Below are 22360 nucleotides of genomic sequence, written 5' to 3'. Positions count from 1 at the left end.
TTTTCTCAAATTGTTGCCACATCTCATCTTCAACTGCCTTGTCACCCGTTAAGGTGGATATGGGATTTATCGGGTGATTTCTCGGATTCAATGGGTGACTTTAAATCGGGAATTGCAGTCTGTGGCGGGAACTCTGCACGATAGTATTGAATTGAAGCTACAAAAACCAGGAATATTAGAACCTGTGATACAACAGCTTTTACCTAATATTTGTGTAGTTGGTCAAAGTTGTACTCAAATATCGGTGAGTTCTCAGCGTCATGTTTTAACTGCTATTAATCAAAGTAATTATTATGTGCGGTTTTTTGATACTTCAGGCGCTTTGTTTGCTATAGCGGGCGCTTATCCACAGGGTTTATCCTCAGAGTTGAATCAGGAGACTTGGCAAATTTTAACAGATAATCAAGGTATTGTTTATCAGCAAATTTCCTTTGATTTACATACCCTAGATAATCGTAATTGGGGTTATATTCAAGTCGGGCGGAGTTTGGAAGACTTGCATAATTATCTTCAAGCTATGCAGCTGACTTTGGCTTTGGGATTACCAATAGCAATGGGTTTTGTGGGGTTTGCTAGTTGGTGGTTAGCTGGGTTAGCTATGCAACCAATTTATTTTTCATATCAACAAGTGCAACAATTTACAGCCGATGCTGCACATGAATTACGGACACCGTTAGCCGCAACCCAAGCCACTGTAGAATCTGCGCTGTTATTAGCTGAATTAGATGAACAAGAAACGCGAGATATTTTGCAAACCATCCAACGACAAAATCAGCGATTAACAACATTGGTTGCAGACTTATTATTGTTGACTCGTTTAAATCGTCAATCTTTACCGCTACAACCTCATCTTTGTTGTTTGAATGATATTATTAACGACTTAATTGAAGAATTTGCAGCTTTAGCGATCGCCTCTAATATCCAACTCACCACAGTAGCCAAAGTATCTCAACCTATAACCATTATCGGTAACGAAGACCAACTATATCGCTTGTTTGCAAATTTAATTGTCAACGCCATTCAATATACACCAGCAGGCGGCGAAGTCACCGTTTATTTAGACTGCAACGATTCACAAGCAATCATTCAAGTACAAGATACAGGTATTGGGATTCCCTCAGCCGAGATTCCGCGGATTTTTGATCGCTTTTATCGAGTTAATAGCGATCGCTCTCGCAGTACTGGCGGTTCAGGTTTAGGATTAGCTATAGCCCAAGCTATTGTTAACTCACACCAAGGCAGTATAGAAGTAGACAGTCAATTTAAAATAGGTAGTAATTTTACTGTTAAAGTCCCCTTTGAAAATGTCCCAAATAAGGGACGCAATTGGTTAAGGGCTATTTTTAATTAAACCTAGTTGCTGCATCACACTTAGTGCATCCTCCTCTCCTTTTTCTTCTACTATCTTGCCTTCAGACAGTCGATAAATGGTCATCCCTGTCCATTTGATTAACTTCATTGTGGGAGGGAGATTGAGGAATGTTATCCGTCCTGCGTTCACACCTTGAACAGTCCAGGAAATGACAACTTTGTCTGCTTCGCCAATGATATCCGTGATTTTAAATTCCAGATCAGAGAATGCTGTGTGGATGTCTCCAAACCATGCTTTCAAGGCTTCTCTATCCAGCGCCTGAGGAAATATGGAGTAATAAGCCTGAAAATCATTGCTTGTAAATTCGTCTACTGCTGCTAAATATCCCTTACCCCATATTTGTTCACAGAACTGTTGGGCGATCGCTTTGTTTTCTGATACTGTCATCAAATATATGCCTTTGTGTAGATACGTCTTAATCAAGAAATAATCTACCAAAAGTAACGTCACTGAACAATCATTTTATTGATTACTTAGGGGTTGCTGAAAATTTATCCCTCAGCTAAAGCGATCGCTATTCCTTGTTGCAAATCTAGGGTAATTTTGGTGTCGTTAGCTAATTGCTGTAAGTAAGTAGGTAGGAAAACTTACAGGTATGTCATTACGAGTGTAACGGAGTGAAGCGAAGTATAAGACCGAAGCGGTCACGCTCCGCGAACGCAAGGGTATAAGGCAATACGGTTCACTTAAGAAAAAAAGTAGGTTGGGTTAAGCGATAGCGCAACCCAACAAAGTCTTGAGGATGTTGGGTTTCCTGAAGTCAAACGCCAGTTGCTCATGGGGGAAACCACGCCAGTTCCTACAAGTCGGCATAGCCGCCCAACGGACTGGCTCCCCAAGATCGCACTGGCTCCCCAACCTACCACTAATTGTAGTTTTTAGCCTTAACTGAAGCAGCTATGCCCTTCAGGGCTTTACGGTAAGTGATACGGCAGTTCGACAAGCTCACTGTGCCACCTGCCGAACTGCTCAGTACAAGTCTTGCCCGCCCGGAATATGGGATGATTAATCTAAGTAAAATTACCACTAAATTTAATGTCAAAAATACAAATTGCCATTGAAAGCGCAGACGCACCCCAAGCCGCAGCAGCTTTACTGGAAATTGAAGGAATATCAGGAGATTACGAAGTTCCTACCCAAAGAGAAGGAACACTAGCCGCTATAGCTACTATTGTCGGGATTGTCGGCGGAACCGTAGCCTTAGCCGAGCAAATCCGCAAATGGTATCAAGAATGGCAGCAAAAACAGCCTAATCAAAAATTTGAGGTGATTATCGTCAATCCTGACACTGGAAGTCGGATTTTTTTGGAAGAAGCTACTATAGATGAAATTACCCAAATCCTCAAATCTCTTGGTTAAGCATAGTGCAAACTATCCGCCTCCAACTCCAGGAAGTTCAACAAGAAACGGTTGAATTACGTTACTGGCTACCACAGCAAAAACACTATGAATCTCGTACTCTCTACTTGGCGGAAATTGCCGATTTATTGAGATTCGGACAACGTGAATATTATAATCTGCTGCCTAATTTACCAGGAATGGGGCGGCAGTTATTTTATTGGCTAGATGGGGATGGTAGGTGGTTGAGTCGTGCTATTAATAATTGTCGCGGTGAAGGTTTGGTAGTTGCCATTGATACTAGGGAATAAGCTCATCTACCTTGGGAAGTGCTACATGATGATCAAGGTTTTTTGGTAAATCGGGTAAATCCGGTAGTTTTGCCTGTGCGCTGGGTGGAGGGAAGCACTGAATCTTTCACCGTAGAAGCGCGACAATTGCGAGTATTGTTTATGGCAACAGACCCAGAAGATGTCACACCCAAGTTAGATTTTGAAGGGGAAGAGGCGCGAATTTTAGCTGATACCCAAGATATGGGTTTAGATTTGCGGGTGGAAGAAAGCGGCTGTGTGGCTGAATTGGGAAAGGTATGGAGTCGGTATATTGATAGTTTTGATGTATTTCACCTGACGGGACACGCTTCGATTATCCGTGAATCACCTTACACGCCTTATTTTATTACCGAGACGGAAACGGGAGAACGTCAGGACACCACCGCCGCCGAATTAGCGGGCGTTTTCCGGTTTCGCTTTCCTAAATTAGTGTTTTTGTCTGGCTGTCGTACCGGAGAAGCCGCCGAGAATGGTGCTGTACCTTCAATGGCTGAGGCGTTAATTGCTCAAGGTGCTAGGGCTGTGTTAGGTTGGGGTCGTCCGGTGGAAGATGGGACAGCGACAACCGCCGCCGCACATTTATATGGGAAGTTGGCAGCAGGATATCAATTAGCCGAAGCATTGGCTAGTACCTATCAGTATTTATTTCAACAAAAAGTTAAAGATTGGCACTTGTTGCGGTTATATGTGCGTGGAGAATGTCCTGGTGCATTTGTGGAAACCTGGGGAGATGTCCCACCACCCCTAGTAGAAACAGCTTATGAACAGTTTTTAGATCCCCTGACGCAACAGGTGAGGGTAGCCACAGCAGCCGAGTTTGTGGGGAGGCGGCGATATTTGCAGCGTTGTTTGAAAGGGATTCGCAATCATTTAGGGTTGCTGATTCATGGCTTGGGGGGTGTGGGTAAAAGTACCCTGACGGCGCGGCTATTGGAAAGGATGCTTGGCTATGACAGGTTGGTGATTTATCGGGGATTAGATGCAGATAAGTTGCGAAAAGTCTTAGCTGAACAATGTACATCAGAACAGGGGTTAGAAATTCTCAACGGGAATTTACCCCTGATGCAGCAACTCACTAAGTTTTTTCAGTCAGGTTTGAATAGTAAAGAACAGCGTTTTGCTCTGGTGTTGGATGACTTTGAAGCGAATTTAGAATTGCGTGGTGATGGGGTGTGGGTGTTACAGCCGCAAGTTGTAGATGTGCTGCTGGCGTTGTTAAAAGCAGTACAGAATTGCCGACTTCCCCATAAGGTGATTATTACCAGTCGCTATGATTTTGTACTGTCGGAATTAAATCAGCGTTTGCATCGAGAAAATTTGGCGGCGTTGCGAGATGCAGACTTAACAAAGAAGTATAGCAGGCTGAATGCTTTTAATGGGGTGTTGGGGATTGATGCCGAGTTGCAAGAACACGCCAAGACAGTAGCAGATGGTAATCCTCGGTTGTTGGAATGGTTAAATCAGATTTTACAAGACTCTACTTTGCAAGTGCAGGGAGTAGAGGCGATTTTGCAAAAGATGCAGGGGGAGGAAGAGAGATTTCGAGAGAATATCTTAGCGGAAGAATTGCTGAAGTTACAAAAGCCAGGTTTGCGGAAAATGTTGGGGAAGTTGTTGGTGTATGAGTTACCAGTTCCCAAGGCGGCGATTTCTGCAATTTGTGGTGATATTTCTGGTTGGGAAGGTTATTTAAAACCGTCGGTGAGTTTGGGTTTATTAGAAGAAGTCACGGTAAATGGAGGAGAGGTGCTGTATCGGGTTCCCCGGATTTTAGAACCATTGTTAAAGTTTGCAGGTGAGGAGTTGTATCCGCAAGCGGCGCGGGTTTTATATCGTCTGTGGTGGGAGGAGGCGGAAACTTCCACGGAAGCGCAAAGGCTAGAAATTCATCGATTGGCTTTGTTGGGGAAAGAAAAAGAAATTGCGGCGAAAATTAATCAAGCATTAGCACCTGCTTGGAATAAAAAAAGCAGATATCGAGAAGTTGTTAATATTTGTCGTTCTACTTTAGATGTTGCTGAAGATTATCGTATATTTCACAGCCTTGCCAGTGCTGAAGATGAACTTGGCGATATTGAAGACTGTCTTCAGCATTATCAAAAGGCTTTAGATTTATGTCCTTCAGAGGAAGAAAAGGAAAAAGCCTCAATTATTCACAACTTGGCAACTGTTCACGCCCAGCAAGGAGAAGTACAACAAGCGATCGCACTCTACAATCAGTCTTTGGATATCGAAAAACGCATAGGCAATGTCCAAGGTGAAGCCGCGACGTTGCACTCTTTAGCAGGTATCTACGCCCAGCAAGGAGAAGTACAACAAGCGATCGCACTCTACAATCAGTCTTTGGATATCAAAAAACGCATAGGCGATGTCCAAGGTGAAGCCGCGACGTTGCACCAATTAGCAGGTATCTACGCCCAGCAAGGAGAAGTAGAACAAGCGATTAATCTGTTTCAGCAATCTTTAGCAATTAAAGAACGCATTGGTAATGTTCATGGTAAAGCGATGACTTTATGGTGGTTAGGACATTTAGCAGAACAACAGGGTGAATACGCCCAAGCTATATCCTATTTGCAACCAGCTTTAGAGATTTTGCAGAAGTTAAAATCACCCAACGCTGAACAGGTAAGGGCAATGCTTGAGAGAATACAGAATAATTCCTAATAATCACAATCTACCCATATCTCGCAGGTTTTGAATATCCTGCTCAAAATCTTCTACTCTGTAATGCACTGGAATACGACGACTAGCAAGTAGATGTTGAAATAACCTTGATAAAATCTAACTATCTAGGACTTCTATAGGTGAAGACTGTTATGCAAACCGCAACTCAAAAACGTTATTACACCCCCGAAGAATATCTAGAACTAGAAGAAAAAGCCGAATTTAGAAGCGAATACCGCAATGGAGAAATCATTCCCATGACAGGTGGCACTACCAATCATAATAAAATAGCCGGTAATTTTTACGCCTACTTAAGATATGCTTTGCGGGGTCAAGATTACGAGATTTATATTGCTGATGTGCGGTTGTGGCTTCCCCGTTATCAGCAGTATACCTATCCTGATGTCATGGTAATTAAGGGTAAACCAGTTTACGCTGGGACTAATACCACCACTGTCACGAATCCATCATTAATTGTAGAAGTTCTATCTAAATCTACGAAAAATTATGACCAAGGAGACAAGTTTCATTCTTATCGCTCTATTCCAGAGTTTCAGGAATACATTTTAATTGATCAATATCAATATCGTGTGATGCAATATGTCAAAACTGCGACTGATCAATGGTTGTTTACAGAATTAGAAGGCGAAGCTGCTACCTTATCACTCAACACGGTTGATTTGCAAATCTCCCTACCGGAAATTTATGAAAAAGTGAATTTTATTGATAGCGAGCCAGAAGAATAAACTTGATTCTCTGACATAATAATGCAATTGTGCTGTTGTGTTTATACTTGATGATTTTTACCATTCAGCTAAAGCGATCGCTATTATTCACTATAATTGAGACAGTAACATATCATACTCAGCGTGTGACCCCACCCAAAACCAAATGACTGTATCACCTTCTAATAAGCCCACTGCTCGATAAATTCTGCTAATCCGAGCAGAGTAAATTGGTAATTGTGGATGTACTTTTTTGAAGCGTAGACTAGGGTGTTCAGGGTCTTGTTTAAATTGACGATATGCTTTGCGTGTTTGCTGCTGAACCGCTTCAGGTAGAACCGCAAATGCTTTACGAAATCGGGCTGTTGTGCGTGACTTCACAGTTTTTCTGGATCTAGCTCTTGGGTTTTCCCTGCTTGGTATTCAGCTAGAGCTTCGGCTGCAAGTTGCGCTAAACTGTCTTGAGAACTGGCAAATGCTTCATCCCATCTGATTTCATCTTCAAGTTCTGCCAAAATCATTTTAGCGATCGCATCCTGTTCCTTTGCAGGTAAAGTTTTTAATTTAGCAATTACCTTTTCTAGTAATTCAGTCATAATTACCAAATTTCTACAATGATCTTACTTACAATCTTATCGTTACCACTCAGCTAAAGCGATCGCTATTCCTTGTTGCAAATCTGGGGTGATTTTGGTGTCGTTAGCTAATTGCTGTAATTGTTGATATGCATCCTCTCCAGCTAGTTTTTTCAAAGACGCGATCGCCCGGAGTCTGACTATGGGATTGGTATCGGCTAAAAGTAAAATTAATGACTCAGTAGCTTGTTGATTACCTAACTGTCCCAAAGCTAGAGCGATCGCACTTTTAATACTGGCAATTTTGGTGGCTGGATGTTGAGATTGCAGGACTTTTAATAAAATTTCTGCGGCTGGTGTCGTTAATTGCGGTTTTTGTATTTGTCCTAAAACTGTAATAATTTCCTGCCATAGTGTTTCTGATGTAGTGCGATTAAATGCTTGGTGCAAATACTCCAAACCAGATAATGTCTCACACCACATTAAACCTCGAATAATTTCTAATTGTAGCTGCAAGGGTGTATTAGGCGATACAAGCACCTGAAATAATTGGTGAGATGCTTCATCTGTACCCATGCGAGACAGAGCGATGGCAGCTGCACGACAAACCTCAAGATGCAAATCATACAATCTAGGTTGTAATCTAGTGACTAAATCTAATTCTGTACATAAATCAGCGCGGAAACCTAAACCCAGCACTGCTGCACGTCTGACGGTAGCGGCTACATCATCTAAGGCATTTAATAGTATTGGTGGTATGCGCTGATCATGAAAGCTGCTGAGGGCTTCTATAGCAGTGGTGCGGACAACTACTTGTGAATCTTCTACCACACTTAATAGCGGAGGGATAATTTCTTGACTGCCAATATAAGCAAGCGATCGCACTGCCAAAAGTCTGGTATATTCATCTTGTAGGAGTTCAGTGAGTGCTGTAATTGCCACAGTACCCATTTGCCCTATTGCTGTTGCAGCGATTACTTTGAGTTCTTCATTTTCGGTAGTTTTCAGTAATTCCACTAAATTGACTATAGCATCTGGGTGTTGAAACTCACCTAAAATTCGGGCTGCATACCAGCGTAATTCTTCTTCGGCTTCTTCATCTTTTAAGATGTCAATTAACGGGGGTATGGCAATATTTCCCAACTGAGTCAACACCTTTGTAATATCCCAACGTTGCTGAAAGTCTCCTACTTGTAAAACCGCAAGTGCTAATTCTAGGAGATGCTCTTGATTTTTAACTATCTCTGGATTGGTTGAGGCTTCTGTCAAAATCAACTGTTGCAGATATTGAATCAGTGATGTCCAATCAGCCGTATCCTTTGCTGACTGTGCTTGCACCAAAAGCTGGTTGATATTGTTCACGATGGGGACTGGGGATTGGGGAACTCGGGGCCCTGTGGGGATAAGAGGCAATGGGGGACTGTAGCACCAGCCCAAAGTATTCCCATCTGCTTCTTCCTCTCTAGTACAGCACGGCGTAAATAGGCATACCATTTGAAATTTTCAAAGAGCCTGTTTGATAAGCCTTTTGACTTTTGACTTTTGACTTTTGACTTCCGCGCAGCGGTACTAACCTCTATATCTTATTTGACTGAACTAAAACTGAATCATTCTCAATTTTAGCGGTGTAAGTTTTGAGAGGTTCTGTAGCAGGGCCTCTTTGTACACTACCATCAACCCCAAATTCAGAACCATGACAACGACAGTTGAAATTTTTGGCTTCAGCTTGCCATGTCACTGTACAACCCGCATGTGTACAAGTGGGATCAACAGCAATCAGATTTTCGCTTTGAGATGTACCAACTACTAAAACGTTGACATTAGGCCAGTTTTTCACCAGTAATTCACCATTCTGATCTAAATCGGCCACAGTCCCCACTGTTTGCCAATCTCCAGATGCAGTTTCAGAAGTACAAGCTGCGATCGCTATGGGTAGGCTACTAGATATTCCTGCTAAACCTACCCAATTAATGAACTCACGACGTTTCATAATTCTGAAAATTCTCTGTAATACTGATAGAGCATTATCTTAGCAGGTCAAGAAAGTTACTCAACAACTCCCAAAACAGGCGCTACTTCAGATGTGGGAATGGTAGGAACAAACAATCCCTGGGCATAGATGTGGGGATTTGTTTGCGAGACGATGATCAGAGATTGACGAACCTGAGCATTTATCGCCACAGTCTTGACGTCGTACATTTGCATAGCCAGCTTGGGATAAAACCCGATACCGATAATCAACACTAAAAAACAGGCAGCGATAAACACTTCACGCGGTCTAGCATCACTATAAATGGTCTGATCCGGCAGCAGACAGTCAGTACCAAAACAAGCTGTTCCCTCATCTTCCTGATTCTCTAAAGCGGCATTATTCACGTCGCACACCAGTGATGCACTAGTCCCGTAGAATACCTTTCGCAGCAGGTTAAGCAGGTAAATTGGCGTGAGAATAATTCCCACGGCTGCCAGGAAGACAGTCACAATGCAGAAGGCTGAACTGTAGACATCGCTGGTAGTTATCCCCACAAAAACCGAAAGTTCGCCTACAAAGCCGCTCATACCTGGGAGAGCCAGCGATGCCATGGCGCCTATGGTAAATAGTGCGAATACTTTGGGCATTACTTGACCAATCCCGCCCATATCATCCATGATCATCGTGCGAGTGCGATCGTAGGTTACACCTGCTAAGAAAAATAGCACCGACGCGATTAAACCGTGGGAAATCATCTGCAACATAGCGCCACTAATACCCAAATCGGTAAATGACGCAATACCCAGCAGTACGAATCCCATGTGAGAAATTGACGAATAAGCCAGCCGACGCTTCATATTCGATTGGGCGAGGGAGTTCAACGCACCATAGATAATGTTGACAACCCCCAAAATAGCTAGAACTGGTGCAAAATAAATATGTGCATCGGAAAGGATTCCCAGATTTAGGCGAATTAGTCCGTATCCACCCATTTTCAATAGCACACCTGCTAGGATCATCGATACTGGAGACGAAGCTTCTCCGTGTGCATCAGGCAACCAAGTATGCATGGGGAACACAGCCAACTTGACACCAAAGGCAATCAGCAATCCTGCATATAGCAGCAATTCTAAATTCAGCGGGTAATCTTTTAGTCCTAGATCGACTAAATCAAAAGTCATATTACCGCCACCGTAGAGCGCCATTGCCAGTGCTGCTACCAGAATAAATATAGAAGCCGCAGCCGTATACAGCAAGAATTTTGTAGCCGCATAGCGACGCTTTTGCCCACCCCAAATGCAGATGAGTAGGTATACGGGAATTAGCTCTACTTCCCACATAATGAAAAATAGCAGTAAGTCTTTGGCGACAAATACCCCTACCTGCGCCGAATACAGCACTAGCATCAGAAAATAGAATAAACGGGGTCTGCGATCAACTTGCCAAGCTGAAAAAATCGCCAGTGTCGTCACCAGTCCGGCTAAAAGTACAAACGGAACTGATAACCCATCTACAGCAACTGCCCAGTTCAGACCCAACTGCGGCATCCATACATAATTTTCTTCTAGTTGAAAAGTCGCATTGCTGGCATCGTAATGTTGCCAAAAGGCATAGCACATCAAAATTAAGTCTGCAACACTTACACCCAGTGCATACCATCGTATCCACTTGCCGTCTTTATCGGGTAGCAAAGGGATAACCAGAGCAGCAATGAATGGTAGCAGGACAATTGTGGTTAGCCAGGGAAATTGATCTGCCATCATATGACTAAGAAATAATACTTATTTATAAATCATGTCATACTATTAAACTTTTTAATAATTTATTAATCAGTAGTTTTTTGGTCATTATTGCTACTAAAAAATACAGCGCTTAACACTGACTGTCTATCTGGCGATTTACGGAAAAAATCAAGTCGGGGTGTATTGACGGTTATTTTGAGATTAAAAAAGACTTTAATGCAGAAATTGCATTCAACCGATACGTTTTTAACAATTATTTCCGAAAATCGTAGCAATTTATACGATTTTATCAAAAATCTCACCTTAACCTGATAAGTATCGAAATCGTTACATAAACAGTAACCAAACTTGCTTGACAAATTATCCAAATGTAAAAGACTACAAATTTCCCCAAATTAATTACGAAGTCACGTTCAGCATCACAAAGGTATCTTGTCGGTCATCAAGTAGCAGATTAGCCACCTAGCAATACTCTTGAGTACGAAAAATTAGCCACAAACAAATATTCAGTTTTTCTTCGCTAGACCTTGTAGAAACACCAACTCGTAATTCAGATTTTAAAAGATTATGGGTTATCTGAGATTGGGCAATTGATTTTTGAGGTTCTTACAACGTATCAGCCACTTGCAATGAGAGTCAGTTTATGACAGTCACAGCAGAAACTACTAAAGTTAATCTCAATAAATTTGAGAAATTGAAAGCCGAAAAAGATGGACTTGCTGTCAAGGAGGAAATAGCCAAATTTGCCCATCTCGGATGGGAAGCAATGGATGCAACTGACCGAGATCATCGCCTCAAATGGGTGGGTGTCTTTTTTCGCCCAGTTACCCCAGGCAAATTTATGATGCGGATGCGGATACCTAACGGTATTCTCAACAGCAATCAAATGCGTGTTTTAGCGTCAGTAGTGCAGCGCTACGGAGATGATGGCAGTGCTGATATTACTACCAGACAAAACATTCAACTGCGGGGGATCAGAATTGAAGACTTACCAGATATCTTTAATAGATTTCATGCTGTTGGTTTAACCAGTGTGCAATCAGGGATGGATAACGTCCGTAATATCACAGGTGACCCTGTAGCCGGGTTGGACGCTGATGAGTTGTACGACACCAGAGAAGTGGTGCAGCAAATTCAGGATATGCTTACCAACAAAGGTCAAGGCAATCCAGAGTTTACCAACCTACCACGGAAATTTAACATTGCGATCGCCGGGGGACGAGACAATTCAGTTCACGCGGAAATCAATGATTTAGCCTTTGTTCCAGCTTTTAAGGAAGGGAGTGGGGAGTTGGGAGTTGGGAGTGGGGAAGAAGCTATTTTTGGATTTAACATCCTTGTGGGTGGGTTTTTCTCTGCCAAGCGTTGTGAAGCGGCGATTCCTTTGAATGCTTGGGTATCTCCAGAGGAGGTAGTGGCTGTATGTAGAGCGGTTTTGGAAGTTTATCGTGACAATGGTTTACGCGCCAATCGTCTGAAATCTCGCTTGATGTGGCTACTTGATGAATGGGGTGTAGATAAATTTCGCTCTGAAGTGGAACAGCGTTTAGGTAAATCATTGTTACCCGCAACCCCCAAAGACGAAATTGATTGGGAAAAACGTGACCACGTTGGAGTATATAAACAAAAGCAGTCTGGATTAAATTACGTAGGCTTGCATATTCCTGTGGGTCGGTTGTATGCCCAAGATATGTTTGAAATTGCTAGTCTAGCAGAGGTTTACGGCAACGGAGAAATTCGGCTGACAGTCGAACAAAACGTGATTATCCCGAATATTCCTGACTCAAGGTTAGCAACATTTTTAACAGAGTCATTGTTGCAGAGATTTTCGATTAATCCTCATGTGTTGACGCGATCGCTAGTATCTTGCACAGGCGCACAATTTTGCAACTTTGCCCTCATTGAAACCAAAAATCGCGCATTGGAAATGGTGAAGGCCTTAGAAAGCGAGTTAACCCTAACTCAACCCGTACGCATTCATTGGACTGGTTGTCCCAACTCCTGTGGACAACCCCAAGTTGCAGACATTGGTTTGATGGGAACCAAAGCCCGTAAAAATGGCAAAGCTGTAGAAGGCGTAGACATCTATATGGGTGGCAAAGTCGGTAAAGACGCACATCTCGGCGAATGCGTACAAAAAGGTATTCCTTGCGAAGACCTACAACCAGTATTAAGAGACTTACTCATTCAACACTTCGGCGCCAAACCAATCTAAGTCATAATCACGCACTGCTGAACTTACCAATTCTTTGTGCCTTTGTGCCTTTGCGTGAGTTTATACCATTCATTCAGCAACGCCCGAAATCCAAATCTACCTAACTACCAGGACTGCACCTGTCGCATTCTTTTTAATTCATCAAGCACTACTAAGCAAATGACAAACTTTCCTAGAAGAAAATTCATTTTCACCGCAGGTGGGGCAGCAGCAGCTTCTCTTTTAGCTCATGGTTGTACAAATAATTCTCAATCAGGTACAACTGCTACTAATGTCTCCTTAGCCGCTAACGCACCGCAAGTAGAGACAACCCAAGCGAAGTTAGGATTTATCGCCTTAACCGACTCTGCACCTTTAATTATCGCTAAAGAAAAAGGCTTCTTTGCCAAATATGGCATGACTGATGTCGAGGTAATCAAACAAACATCCTGGCCCGTCACCCGCGATAACTTGGCAATTGGTTCAGGAGGAGGTGGTATTGATGGCGCACATATCCTCAGCCCCATGCCTTATCTGATGACCATCAATAATATAGTGCCTATGTATATTTTGGCACGATTAAATACTAATGGCCAGGCAATTTCTGTTGCTAATAAATTTAAAGAATTTAATGTTCAGTTAGAAAGTAAAGCGCTGAAGGAAGCAGCATCTAAAGCCAAATCCGCGCAAAACGCCCTGAAATTTGGGATGACCTTTCCTGGCGGTACACACGACTTATGGATGCGCTACTGGTTAGCGGCTGGTGGTATTAATCCTGACCAAGATGTAGTTTTATCCCCCGTACCACCACCACAAATGGTGGCCAATATGAAAGTCAACACTATTGATTCCTTCTGTGTGGGAGAACCTTGGAACGCGCAGTTAGTTAACCAAAACATCGGTTATTCAGCCTTAGTGACAGGCCAGTTATGGCAAGACCATCCAGAAAAAGCCTTCGCCATGCGACAAGATTGGGTTAACCAAAATCCCAACGCGGCAAAAGCAATGTTGATGGCAGTTTTGGAAGCGCAACAATGGTGCGATCAGCCAGAAAATGTAGAAGAAATGTGCAAAATCTGCTCGGAACGTAAATACTTTAACGTTGCAGTTGCCGATATTGTTGAAAGATCCAAAGGTAATATTAATTACGGTGACGGACGCACAGAACAAAACTTTGCATATCGGATGAAATTCTGGGCAGATAACGCTTCATATCCTTATAAGAGTCATGATATTTGGTTCTTGACTGAAAATATTCGCTGGGGCTATTTACCACAAAATACTCAAGTCAAAGAAATTGTTGACCAAGTGAATAAAGAAGACTTGTGGAAACAGGCAGCTAAAGCAATTGGTGTCCCTGATACTCAAATTCCCAGCAGTTCTTCTCGCGGTGTAGAGACGTTCTTTGATGGTGTCAAATTCGACCCAGAAAAACCAGAAGAATATTTGAATAACTTGAAAATCAAGAAAATTTAGGCTGTAATCACTGCTTGCGTAGTCCAATATTTGAACAGGAGAAATCAGAAATGACAGCTATTGTGGGGAGTCGTGTTGGTAGAAAAAAACCGCAAAAAGCTATTTATAAGTTTGTTCAGAAAAAAATTGTTCCCCCGTTAGTAGCATTAGCTGTTTTTTTAGTAATTTGGGAATTACTAAGTTTGTTGCCAGATTTTCAGTTACCTGGGCCGATAAAAACTTTTACTGACACTTTTGATCCTTTTATTGTTCATCCATTTTTTGATAATGGCGAAAGTGATAAAGGTTTAGGATGGCAAATAATTAGCAGCTTGGAACGAGTTGGTATTGGCTTCTCTCTAGCAGCTATTGTTGGTATAGTTGTGGGGATTTTAGTAGGTGCTAATCGTTTTCTCTACAATGCCGTAGATCCGTTATTCCAAGTATTACGAACAGTACCACCTTTGGCATGGTTACCAATTTCTTTGGCAGCATTTCAACAGGCGAACCCTTCAGCTATTTTCGTAATTTTCATCACCTCTATTTGGCCGATTATTATTAACACCACGGTAGGTGTACAACAAATTCCCCAAGATTATGTCAATGTGGCTAGGGTTTTGCGGTTAAGAGGATTTAAATATTTTGTGAAAATCGTGTTTCCGGCTACAGTACCTTACATATTTACTGGGTTACGAATTGGCATTGGTTTATCTTGGTTGGCGATTGTGGCGGCAGAAATGTTGGTTGGTGGTGTGGGTATTGGTTCGTTTATTTGGAATGCATATAACACAACTACAGATACTAATTTGAGTGAAATTATCCTGGCGCTTATATATGTGGGGATAGTTGGTTTGGTGCTTGATAAGTTGGTTGCTTTTATTGCTAATAAGGTGGTTGCGGAACAGAAGTAATTAAACAAACCGCAAAGGGCGCAAAGTCCACAAAGTTAAGAGGGTTTTAAAGAGATTTTGGGTGAGTTCTGCACTAATGACTAAGGACTAATGACTAATGGTTACTTTTGTTGAGGTTGATCACGTTGATCGTGTATTTTATTTGCCGAATGGTGGCAAGTATATCGCCCTGAAAAATATTGAATTAAAAATCAAAGAAGGGGAATTTGTTTCTCTAATTGGACATTCTGGTTGTGGTAAGTCAACTTTGTTGAATATCATCGCTGGTTTAGATCAAGCCAGTGTTGGTGGTGTGACTTTAGAAGGTCGGGAAATTAAAGAACCTAGTCCAGATCGGATGGTGGTGTTTCAAAATTACTCGTTGCTTCCTTGGTTGACTGTGCGGGAAAACATTGCTTTGGCTGTGGATGAGGTGTATAAAAATGAGCCAAAGGGTCAGCGCCGGGGAATTGTTGAAGAACATATAGATATGGTGGGACTGCGCCTAGCGGCGAATAAACGTCCTCATGAGTTGTCTGGGGGGATGAAACAACGGGTGGCGATCGCCCGCGCTTTGGCTACTCGTCCTAAGTTGTTGTTATTAGATGAACCGTTTGGGGCGTTGGATGCTTTGACACGGGGAAGTTTGCAGGCTCAATTGATGAAAATCTGCAATGAACACAACGTGACTTGTGTGATGGTGACACACGATGTAGATGAGGCATTATTGTTAAGCGATCGCGTGGTGATGCTAACCAATGGGCCTGAAGCACACATCGGTCAAATTCTGGAAGTGCCTATTTCTCGTCCCCGTGAACGTTTGGAAGTAGTGAAACACCCCAGTTACTACAATCTGCGGAATGAAATAATTTACTTCCTCAATCAACAAAAGCAAGCCAAGAAACGCAAAGCACAGCAGATTCCAGCGCCATTAGTGACATCACGCAGCGGTTTGGAAAAAGTCAATCTAGATATTGGCTTTATGCCTTTAACTGATGCTGCACCGTTAATCGTGGCGAAAGAAATGGGCTTTTTTGCTAAGTATGGGTTAGAAAATATTACCCTCACCCGTGCAGGTAGTTGGAACGAAATCGCTAAAGGTGTGGCTACAGGTAAATTAGATGCAGCCCAAATGTTAGCGGGAATGCCTTTAGCTATGACTTTGGGTGCTGGTGGAAAAACACCGATTTGTATAGTTAATGCCTTAAATCTTTCTCGCAACGCTAACGCTATTACCTTAAGCAAAAAATTATACAACCAAGGCGTCAGAAACCCAGCTGACTTAAAAGCGGTAATTAATGAATATCCTGACCAAGTTCTTACCTTGGGAGTCAGTCATCCCACATCCATGCAGAACTTAATTCTACGTTATTGGTTAGCGGCTGGCGGCATCAATCCTGATCAAGATATCAGCTTGAGTGTGATTCCCCCAATGGAAATGGCTTCTCAACTCAAAGCCGGTAACATTGATGGTTATTGTGCAGGTGAACCTTGGAACTACATGGCCGTACATGAAGGTTTTGGTTTCGTTGCTGCTACCGCCTTAGAAATTTGGTCAGGACAGCCGAAAAAAGTTCTCGGAGTGCGGGAAGATTGGGCGCAGAAGTACCCAGAAACTTATCTTGCTTTAGTTAAAGCATTATTAGAAGCTTGCCAATACTGCGATGAATTTCGCAACCGCGAAGAAATTTTAGAGATAATTTGCCGTCCTGAATATCTGGATGTAAATCCGGTATATGTTCGTCCTGGTTTTATTGATCCTTATAATCGCGGTGACGGTACTGAACCGCAAGAACTTACGGGATATAACCAGTTTTATTTGAATAAAACTAACTATCCTAACCGTACAGAAATTCTGTGGATGGTAACTCAATTAGCACGTTGGGATTTAGTGCCATTTCCGAAAAATTGGGTAGAAGTAATTGAACGAGTTTGTCGTGCAGATGTTTTTGGCGCGGCGGCGAGGGATTTGGGTTTGTTGGATATTGGCTGGGATGATCCTATTCATTTGTTTGATGGGAAAGTGTTTAATTCTTCTGAACCAATTGAGTATTTGAAAAGTTTGGAAATTAAAAGGAATATTCGCATTGAAGAAGTGTTGATTTAATCTCACGCAAAGACGCAAAGACGCAGAGGGAGAGTTAAAGAGACTTATAAAAACTTCTTCTTGGCGTTCTACAGCCCTTACGGGCATCGCTGCGCGGACTTGGCGATTCGTTTATCAAAAACTACTTATCACCAAAAAATAAACCATGCAATTAGTAAACAAAAATACCCAAACAAACAAACTCCAAAAAGAAGATAACTTTTTAGTCATCGAAGGTGTCAGCAAAATTTACCCAACTGCTGAAGGCCCTTACACCGTAATCGATGGCATTGATCTCAAAGTTCAAGAAGGTGAATTTGTCTGCATTATTGGTCACTCAGGCTGTGGCAAATCAACCTTACTCAACATGATTTCCGGCTTCAACACCCCCACCGATGGCGTTGTGCTATTGCAAGATAAACCTATTACTGAACCCGGTCCAGACCGGATGATGGTATTTCAAAATTATTGCTTGCTGCCGTGGCTGAGTGTATTTGACAACGTTTATCTAGCTATAGATTCAGTATTTCCCCACAAAACCAAAGCCGAAAAAAGAGCGATCGCTAGAGAACACCTAGCAATGGTAGGACTAACAGAAGCCGCAGACAAAAAACCCGGACAGATTTCCGGTGGGATGAAACAACGAGTGGCGATCGCCCGTGCTTTATCCATACGTCCCCAAGTATTGATTTTAGATGAACCCTTCGGTGCATTAGACGCAATCACCAAAGAAGAACTGCAAGAAGAACTACTACAAATCTGGCAAGACCATCAAGTCACCGTTTTAATGATTACTCACGACATTGACGAAGCCCTCTTTTTAGCAGACAGACTCGTCATGATGACCAACGGCCCAGCCGCCAACATCGGTGAAGTCCTAAATATACCTTTCTCCCGCCCCCGCGATCGCCGCCAAATCATGGAAGACACGGAATACTACAACCTGCGGAACTACGCCCTAGACTTCCTCTATCGCCGATGCGCCCACGCAGAATAATTCGTAATTCGTAATTCGTAGTTTGCAAATTTTGACAAAGGAATATTAAATGCTTTCAGGATTGCTCTCATTCAACGGTCGCTACCGCATACTACATCTGACGTGGTTTGCATTTTTCCTCTCATTTGTAGTGTGGTTTAACTTTGCCCCATTTCAAACTGCTATTCAAGAAGCACTAGGCTTGAGTGTAGCCCAAGTTAGAACCATCGCTATTTGTAACGTCGCCCTCACCGTACCAGCCCGCATCATCATCGGTATGGTATTAGATAAATACGGGCCACGCGTCACCTATTCACTGCTACTCATGTATGCAGCGATTCCCTGTCTCGCCTTCGCCTTCGCCCAAAACTTCAGTCAATTAGTCATCAGCCGCCTTGCTTTAAGTATCGTCGGTGCTGGTTTCGTGATTGGTATCCGCATGGTTGCTGAATGGTTCCCCCCCAAAGAAATTGGTATTGCTGAAGGAATTTATGGTGGTTGGGGAAACTTTGGTTCAGCCGCCGCAGCCTTCACTCTCCCGACAGTCGCCACAGCAGCCGCAATTTTTACAGCCGGACAAATTAACTGGCGACTTGCGATCGCTTTAACTGGTATCATCGCCGCCATCTACGGAGCGATTTATTTCTTTAGCGTTCAAGATACACCCTCCGGCAAAGTTTATCAGCGACCTGCCCGTCATGGTGGTATAGAAGTCACCACTAAAAGAAGCTTTTGGCTGTTGATGTTGAGTAATATTCCCTTGGTTGGCATCTTAGGCGTACTAGCTTGGCGCATCGCTCAAATTGGTTTACTCAATCAAACTCAATTATTCATCGTCTACTTGTTATTAATTGGTTTGTATGCATTCCAAGCATATAAATGCTGGTATGTCAACCAATATTTAATGACCGGGAAAAAAAATTATGCTCCCCAAGACCGTTATGAATTTTCCCAAGTAGCAATCTTAGAATTAACTTACTTCGTCAACTTTGGTTCAGAACTAGCAGTAGTTTCCATGCTACCGGCATTTTTTGAATCAACCTTCAGCCTCAGCAAAGTTTTAGCTGGCATGATTGCTGCAAGCTTCGCCTTCATGAACTTAGTTGCCCGTCCTGGTGGCGGTTGGGTGTCCGATACAGTCGGTAGTCGCAAATGGACAATGACAGTACTCACAGGTGGTATGGGTATTGCTTATTTAGTCATGAGTGGTGTAAGTAGTAATTGGTGGCTACCCATAGCAATAATACTGACAATGACTTGTTCATTTTTCGTCCAAGCAGGTGAAGGTTCCACTTATGCGATCGTCCCCTTAGTCAAGCGGCGCATTACCGGACAGATTGCTGGTAACGTTGGTGCTTACGGTAACGTCGGTGCAGTCGCCTATCTCACAATGTATAGTTTACTACCAGTCGGCGACATTGGTAATCGCATCTTCTTCCAAACCCTTGGTGTCACCGCCTTAATTGTCACCTTCCTATGTGCCTTCTTACTCAAAGAACCCAAAGGCTCATTTGCCGAACACCACGAAGGCGAAGCACCAGATTTAGCTCCAGATATAGCACCAGAACAGTTTCCAGTTAGGGAGAGATGAGGAAGAAGCAGGGGAGCAGGCAGCAGGGGGCAGGGGGGAAATATTCTTGTTTTTCTTCTTTCTAATTCCCAGTCCCAATCCCTAATCCTTATCCCTAATCCCTACTCCCCACTCCCTACTCCCTACTCCCTAATCCCTATGAGTGAATTTACCAAAACCCTATGTCCCTACTGTGGTGTTGGCTGTGGATTGGAAGTTTCACCGCCAGCGCAACCTGCAAAACCTACTAATCGAGATAGTCAAGGAAATCCGATTTGGCGGGTACGGGGTGATAAAGCCCACCCATCAAGTCAGGGAATGGTGTGTGTTAAGGGTGCAACGATCGCAGAATCTTTGGATAAAAATAGATTACATTACCCAATGGTGCGAGACTCTTTAGATCAAGAGTTTCGCCGTGTGAGTTGGGATGAAGCTTTTGATTTAATTACCCAGCGCATCCAAACAGTCCGCCATACACAAGGGCCAGAGGCTATTTGTATGTATGGGTCTGGTCAATTTCAAACTGAAGATTATTATTTAGCCCAAAAATTACTCAAAGGTTGTTTGGGTACTAATAATTTTGATGCCAATTCCCGGTTATGTATGTCTAGTGCTGTGGCTGGGTACATTCAAAGCTTTGGTGCTGATGGCCCTCCCTGCTGTTATGAAGATTTAGAAATCACAGATTGTGCATTTTTGATTGGGACGAATACAGCAGAATGTCACCCAATTGTTTTTAATAGATTAGCGAAACATCATAAAAAAAATCGTAAAGTTAAAATGGTTGTGGTTGATCCCCGGCGGACACCCACCGCAGAAGCAGCCGATTTACATTTAGCTATTCGTCCTGGTACAGATATTGATTTATTTAATGGTATTGCTCATTTATTGATGCGTTGGCAACTCATTGATGTGGGTTTCATTGATGATTGCACTAGTAATTTTTCTGAATATGCAGAAGTAATTCGTCATTATTCCCCGGAAGTCGTAGCTAATCAATGTGGAATCAGTATTGCAGATTTAGAAACAGCCGCTAAGTACTGGGGTGAATCTCAACGAGTGCTGTCTTTATGGTCAATGGGTGTGAATCAGTCCAGTGAAGGTACAGCCAAGGTTAGAAGTATTATTAATCTGCATTTGATGACTGCACAAATTGGCAAACCGGGTGCAGGGCCATTCTCCCTCACAGGTCAACCCAATGCAATGGGAGGTAGAGAAGCCGGGGGATTATCACATTTATTACCTGGTTATCGTTTAGTGAAAAATCCCCAACACCGCGCTGAAGTGGAGGATTTTTGGGGATTACCAAGAGGACAAATGTCACCACATCCCGGTTTAACAGCGTGGGATATGATTACCGGGTTGGAAAATGACGCTGTGGGTTTACTTTGGATTGCAGCCACAAATCCGGCTGTGAGTATGCCAGATTTAGAAAGAACGAAAAAAGCATTGTTGCGATCGCCTTTGACAATTTACCAAGACGCATATTACCCCACAGAAACCTCTGCATACGCCCATGTTCTCTTACCGGCTGCCCAATGGGGTGAAAAAACAGGCGTAATGACCAATTCCGAAAGAACAGTCACCTTGTGTCAAGCATTCCGCCAACCACCCAGGGAAGCAAAAGCCGATTGGGAAATTTTTGCCGAAGTAGGACGCAGATTAGGTTTTGAAAAAGAATTTGCCTTTACCAACTCATCTCAAGTTTATGCAGAGTTCGTGCAATTAACGAGCGATCGCCCCTGTGAAATGACTGGTATCAGTCATGAACAATTGCAGATTCAAGGGCCAACTCAATGGCCTCATTCTCAACTGGGGAGTGGAGAATCCCCTACTCCCTCCAAACGCCTATATACAGATTTGCGTTTTCATACCCCTGACGGACGGGCGCGATTTGGGGCTTATTATTCTAAGGGTTTAGCTGAACCACCTGATCCTGATTTTCCGTTTGTCCTGACTACTGGGCGACTTTACGGACATTGGCATACACAGACACGCACTGGTCGCATTGAGAAAATCCGCAAAATGCACCCGGAACCTTTTATCGAAATTCATCCCCGTGATGCGGCTGGGTTAGGTATTATTGATAACCAATTAGTGGAAGTGCGATCGCGTCGGGGTCAAGCCAAGTTTCCTGCTAAAATTACGAGAGCGATCGCACCTGGTACAGTATTTGTCCCCATGCACTGGGGCGCACTTTGGGCGGATAATGCTGAAGCTAACGCCCTCACTCATCCTGAAGCTTGTCCTGATTCCCTACAACCAGAATTAAAAGCTTGTGCAGTGCAGCTGGTTCCTGTAAATACATTATTAGTGGAAAAACAGGAAACACAATTCTCTAATTACTCTGTTGTCGAGTAAATTGCCAAGCCAAAGGCCGGATGTTTTCGTGTGCCATAACCCATATCAATAACTGGTGATTAGTCTTTAAAAGTTGCCCATTAATGATAGGTTTTGCTTAAATTGAGG

Annotated in this window: 18 protein-coding genes and 2 pseudogenes; 13 read left to right on the top strand and 7 right to left on the bottom strand. The window is 42.9% G+C overall.

Going from position 1 to position 22360, the window contains the following annotated elements; translation table 11 throughout:
• Positions 1-55 precede the first annotated feature (55 nt).
• A pseudogene (gene rppB / locus ACM0OS_RS12870) lies at positions 56-1351 on the top strand (two-component system sensor histidine kinase RppB); the annotation flags it as partial.
• On the opposite strand, the gene ACM0OS_RS12865 reads toward rppB, so the two are convergent.
• A complete protein-coding gene (locus tag ACM0OS_RS12865) occupies positions 1331-1759 on the bottom strand; it encodes an ester cyclase (protein WP_414543578.1) in 429 nt (142 codons plus the stop codon). The pseudogene rppB and the gene ACM0OS_RS12865 sit on opposite strands and share 21 nt — an antisense overlap.
• Before the next feature lie 648 nt (positions 1760-2407).
• On the opposite strand from ACM0OS_RS12865, the gene ACM0OS_RS12860 reads away from it, so the two are divergent.
• The 4 genes and pseudogenes from ACM0OS_RS12860 (at position 2408) to ACM0OS_RS12845 (ending at position 5706) form a co-directional block, all read left to right on the top strand.
• Positions 2408-2731, top strand: coding sequence for a hypothetical protein (locus tag ACM0OS_RS12860; RefSeq protein WP_414543577.1), 324 nt, complete (start codon positions 2408-2410; stop codon positions 2729-2731).
• Between the two features lie 5 nt (positions 2732-2736).
• Entirely contained in the window at positions 2737-3021 is a 285-nt protein-coding gene (locus ACM0OS_RS12855) for a hypothetical protein (protein WP_414543576.1), read from the top strand.
• Positions 3022-3036: 15 nt separating this feature from the next.
• Positions 3037-3687, top strand: a pseudogene (locus tag ACM0OS_RS12850) (CHAT domain-containing protein); the annotation flags it as partial.
• Positions 3688-3981: 294 nt separating this feature from the next.
• Positions 3982-5706: a tetratricopeptide repeat protein gene (locus ACM0OS_RS12845; protein WP_414543582.1), complete on the top strand. Its 1725-nt coding sequence runs from the start codon at positions 3982-3984 to the stop codon at positions 5704-5706.
• Positions 5707-5709: 3 nt separating this feature from the next.
• On the opposite strand, the gene ACM0OS_RS12840 is transcribed toward ACM0OS_RS12845, so the two are convergent.
• The gene (locus tag ACM0OS_RS12840) at positions 5710-5823 is read right to left on the bottom strand and encodes a UPF0175 family protein (RefSeq protein ID WP_414543581.1); all 114 of its coding nucleotides are present in this window, start codon (positions 5821-5823) and stop codon (positions 5710-5712) included.
• 35 nt (positions 5824-5858) lie between these two features.
• Between ACM0OS_RS12840 and ACM0OS_RS12835 the strand changes: the two genes are divergently transcribed.
• On the top strand, positions 5859-6452 hold the full coding sequence (locus ACM0OS_RS12835; RefSeq protein ID WP_414543575.1) for a Uma2 family endonuclease: 594 nt from the start codon (positions 5859-5861) through the stop codon (positions 6450-6452).
• A 90-nt stretch (positions 6453-6542) separates the two neighbouring features.
• Here the strand turns inward: ACM0OS_RS12835 and ACM0OS_RS12830 are convergent, their stop codons facing one another.
• The 5 genes from ACM0OS_RS12830 to ACM0OS_RS12810 all read right to left on the bottom strand — a co-directional run bounded on the left by ACM0OS_RS12830 (position 6543) and on the right by ACM0OS_RS12810 (position 10741).
• Positions 6543-6812: a type II toxin-antitoxin system RelE family toxin gene (locus ACM0OS_RS12830; RefSeq protein ID WP_414543574.1), complete on the bottom strand. Its 270-nt coding sequence runs from the start codon at positions 6810-6812 to the stop codon at positions 6543-6545.
• A complete protein-coding gene (locus ACM0OS_RS12825) occupies positions 6809-7027 on the bottom strand; it encodes a hypothetical protein (protein WP_414543573.1) in 219 nt (72 codons plus the stop codon). Before ACM0OS_RS12825 ends, ACM0OS_RS12830 begins: the two co-directional genes overlap by 4 nt.
• A 42-nt stretch (positions 7028-7069) precedes the next feature.
• A complete protein-coding gene (locus tag ACM0OS_RS12820) occupies positions 7070-8371 on the bottom strand; it encodes a HEAT repeat domain-containing protein (protein WP_414543580.1) in 1302 nt (433 codons plus the stop codon).
• 211 nt (positions 8372-8582) lie between these two features.
• A complete protein-coding gene (locus ACM0OS_RS12815; RefSeq protein WP_414543572.1) occupies positions 8583-8996 on the bottom strand; it encodes a ubiquinol-cytochrome c reductase iron-sulfur subunit in 414 nt (137 codons plus the stop codon).
• Between the two features lie 56 nt (positions 8997-9052).
• On the bottom strand, positions 9053-10741 hold the full coding sequence (locus ACM0OS_RS12810) for an NAD(P)H-quinone oxidoreductase subunit 4 (RefSeq protein WP_414543571.1): 1689 nt from the start codon (positions 10739-10741) through the stop codon (positions 9053-9055).
• Between the two features lie 622 nt (positions 10742-11363).
• On the opposite strand from ACM0OS_RS12810, the gene ACM0OS_RS12805 reads away from it, so the two are divergent.
• From ACM0OS_RS12805 to ACM0OS_RS12775, 7 genes are all read left to right on the top strand, one after another.
• Positions 11364-12935, top strand: a complete 1572-nt coding sequence (locus ACM0OS_RS12805) for a ferredoxin--nitrite reductase (RefSeq protein WP_414543570.1) — start codon at positions 11364-11366, stop codon at positions 12933-12935.
• Between the two features lie 159 nt (positions 12936-13094).
• Entirely contained in the window at positions 13095-14390 is a 1296-nt protein-coding gene (locus tag ACM0OS_RS12800; RefSeq protein WP_414543569.1) for a CmpA/NrtA family ABC transporter substrate-binding protein, read from the top strand.
• A gap of 50 nt (positions 14391-14440) precedes the next feature.
• Positions 14441-15280 carry a nitrate ABC transporter permease gene (gene ntrB, locus ACM0OS_RS12795; RefSeq protein ID WP_414543568.1) on the top strand — a complete coding sequence of 280 codons (840 nt, stop codon included), beginning with the start codon at positions 14441-14443 and terminating at the stop codon, positions 15278-15280.
• Between the two features lie 97 nt (positions 15281-15377).
• The gene (locus ACM0OS_RS12790; RefSeq protein ID WP_414543567.1) at positions 15378-17366 is read left to right on the top strand and encodes a nitrate ABC transporter ATP-binding protein; all 1989 of its coding nucleotides are present in this window, start codon (positions 15378-15380) and stop codon (positions 17364-17366) included.
• Positions 17367-17511: 145 nt separating this feature from the next.
• On the top strand, positions 17512-18342 hold the full coding sequence (locus ACM0OS_RS12785) for a nitrate ABC transporter ATP-binding protein (protein WP_414543565.1): 831 nt from the start codon (positions 17512-17514) through the stop codon (positions 18340-18342).
• Positions 18343-18391: 49 nt separating this feature from the next.
• Complete coding sequence (locus tag ACM0OS_RS12780; protein WP_414543564.1) at positions 18392-19912, top strand: MFS transporter; 1521 nt, start codon at positions 18392-18394, stop codon at positions 19910-19912.
• A gap of 138 nt (positions 19913-20050) precedes the next feature.
• Positions 20051-22252 (top strand): molybdopterin oxidoreductase family protein, encoded by a 2202-nt coding sequence (locus ACM0OS_RS12775; RefSeq protein WP_414543563.1) that lies wholly within the window; start codon positions 20051-20053, stop codon positions 22250-22252.
• Positions 22253-22360 lie beyond the last annotated feature (108 nt).

It is taken from the genome of Nostoc sp. CCY0012, from assembly GCF_963920855.1.
In the GTDB taxonomy this organism is placed as follows: Bacteria; Cyanobacteriota; Cyanobacteriia; order Cyanobacteriales; family Nostocaceae; genus Cyanocohniella.
This window is presented reverse-complemented; position numbering and strand designations above follow the sequence as displayed.

Coding starts and splice junctions, on each gene's coding strand:
- ntrB (WP_414543568.1), top strand. CDS start 14,441: ATGACAGCTATTGTGGGGAGTCGTGTTGGTAGAAAAAAACCGCAAAAA.
- ACM0OS_RS12860 (WP_414543577.1), top strand. CDS start 2,408: ATGTCAAAAATACAAATTGCCATTGAAAGCGCAGACGCACCCCAAGCC.
- ACM0OS_RS12775 (WP_414543563.1), top strand. CDS start 20,051: ATGAGTGAATTTACCAAAACCCTATGTCCCTACTGTGGTGTTGGCTGT.
- ACM0OS_RS12800 (WP_414543569.1), top strand. CDS start 13,095: ATGACAAACTTTCCTAGAAGAAAATTCATTTTCACCGCAGGTGGGGCA.
- ACM0OS_RS12780 (WP_414543564.1), top strand. CDS start 18,392: ATGCTTTCAGGATTGCTCTCATTCAACGGTCGCTACCGCATACTACAT.
- ACM0OS_RS12845 (WP_414543582.1), top strand. CDS start 3,982: ATGCTTGGCTATGACAGGTTGGTGATTTATCGGGGATTAGATGCAGAT.
- ACM0OS_RS12810 (WP_414543571.1), bottom strand. CDS start 10,741: ATGATGGCAGATCAATTTCCCTGGCTAACCACAATTGTCCTGCTACCA.
- ACM0OS_RS12815 (WP_414543572.1), bottom strand. CDS start 8,996: ATGAAACGTCGTGAGTTCATTAATTGGGTAGGTTTAGCAGGAATATCT.
- ACM0OS_RS12805 (WP_414543570.1), top strand. CDS start 11,364: ATGACAGTCACAGCAGAAACTACTAAAGTTAATCTCAATAAATTTGAG.
- ACM0OS_RS12825 (WP_414543573.1), bottom strand. CDS start 7,027: ATGACTGAATTACTAGAAAAGGTAATTGCTAAATTAAAAACTTTACCT.
- ACM0OS_RS12835 (WP_414543575.1), top strand. CDS start 5,859: ATGCAAACCGCAACTCAAAAACGTTATTACACCCCCGAAGAATATCTA.
- ACM0OS_RS12785 (WP_414543565.1), top strand. CDS start 17,512: ATGCAATTAGTAAACAAAAATACCCAAACAAACAAACTCCAAAAAGAA.
- ACM0OS_RS12790 (WP_414543567.1), top strand. CDS start 15,378: ATGGTTACTTTTGTTGAGGTTGATCACGTTGATCGTGTATTTTATTTG.
- ACM0OS_RS12865 (WP_414543578.1), bottom strand. CDS start 1,759: ATGACAGTATCAGAAAACAAAGCGATCGCCCAACAGTTCTGTGAACAA.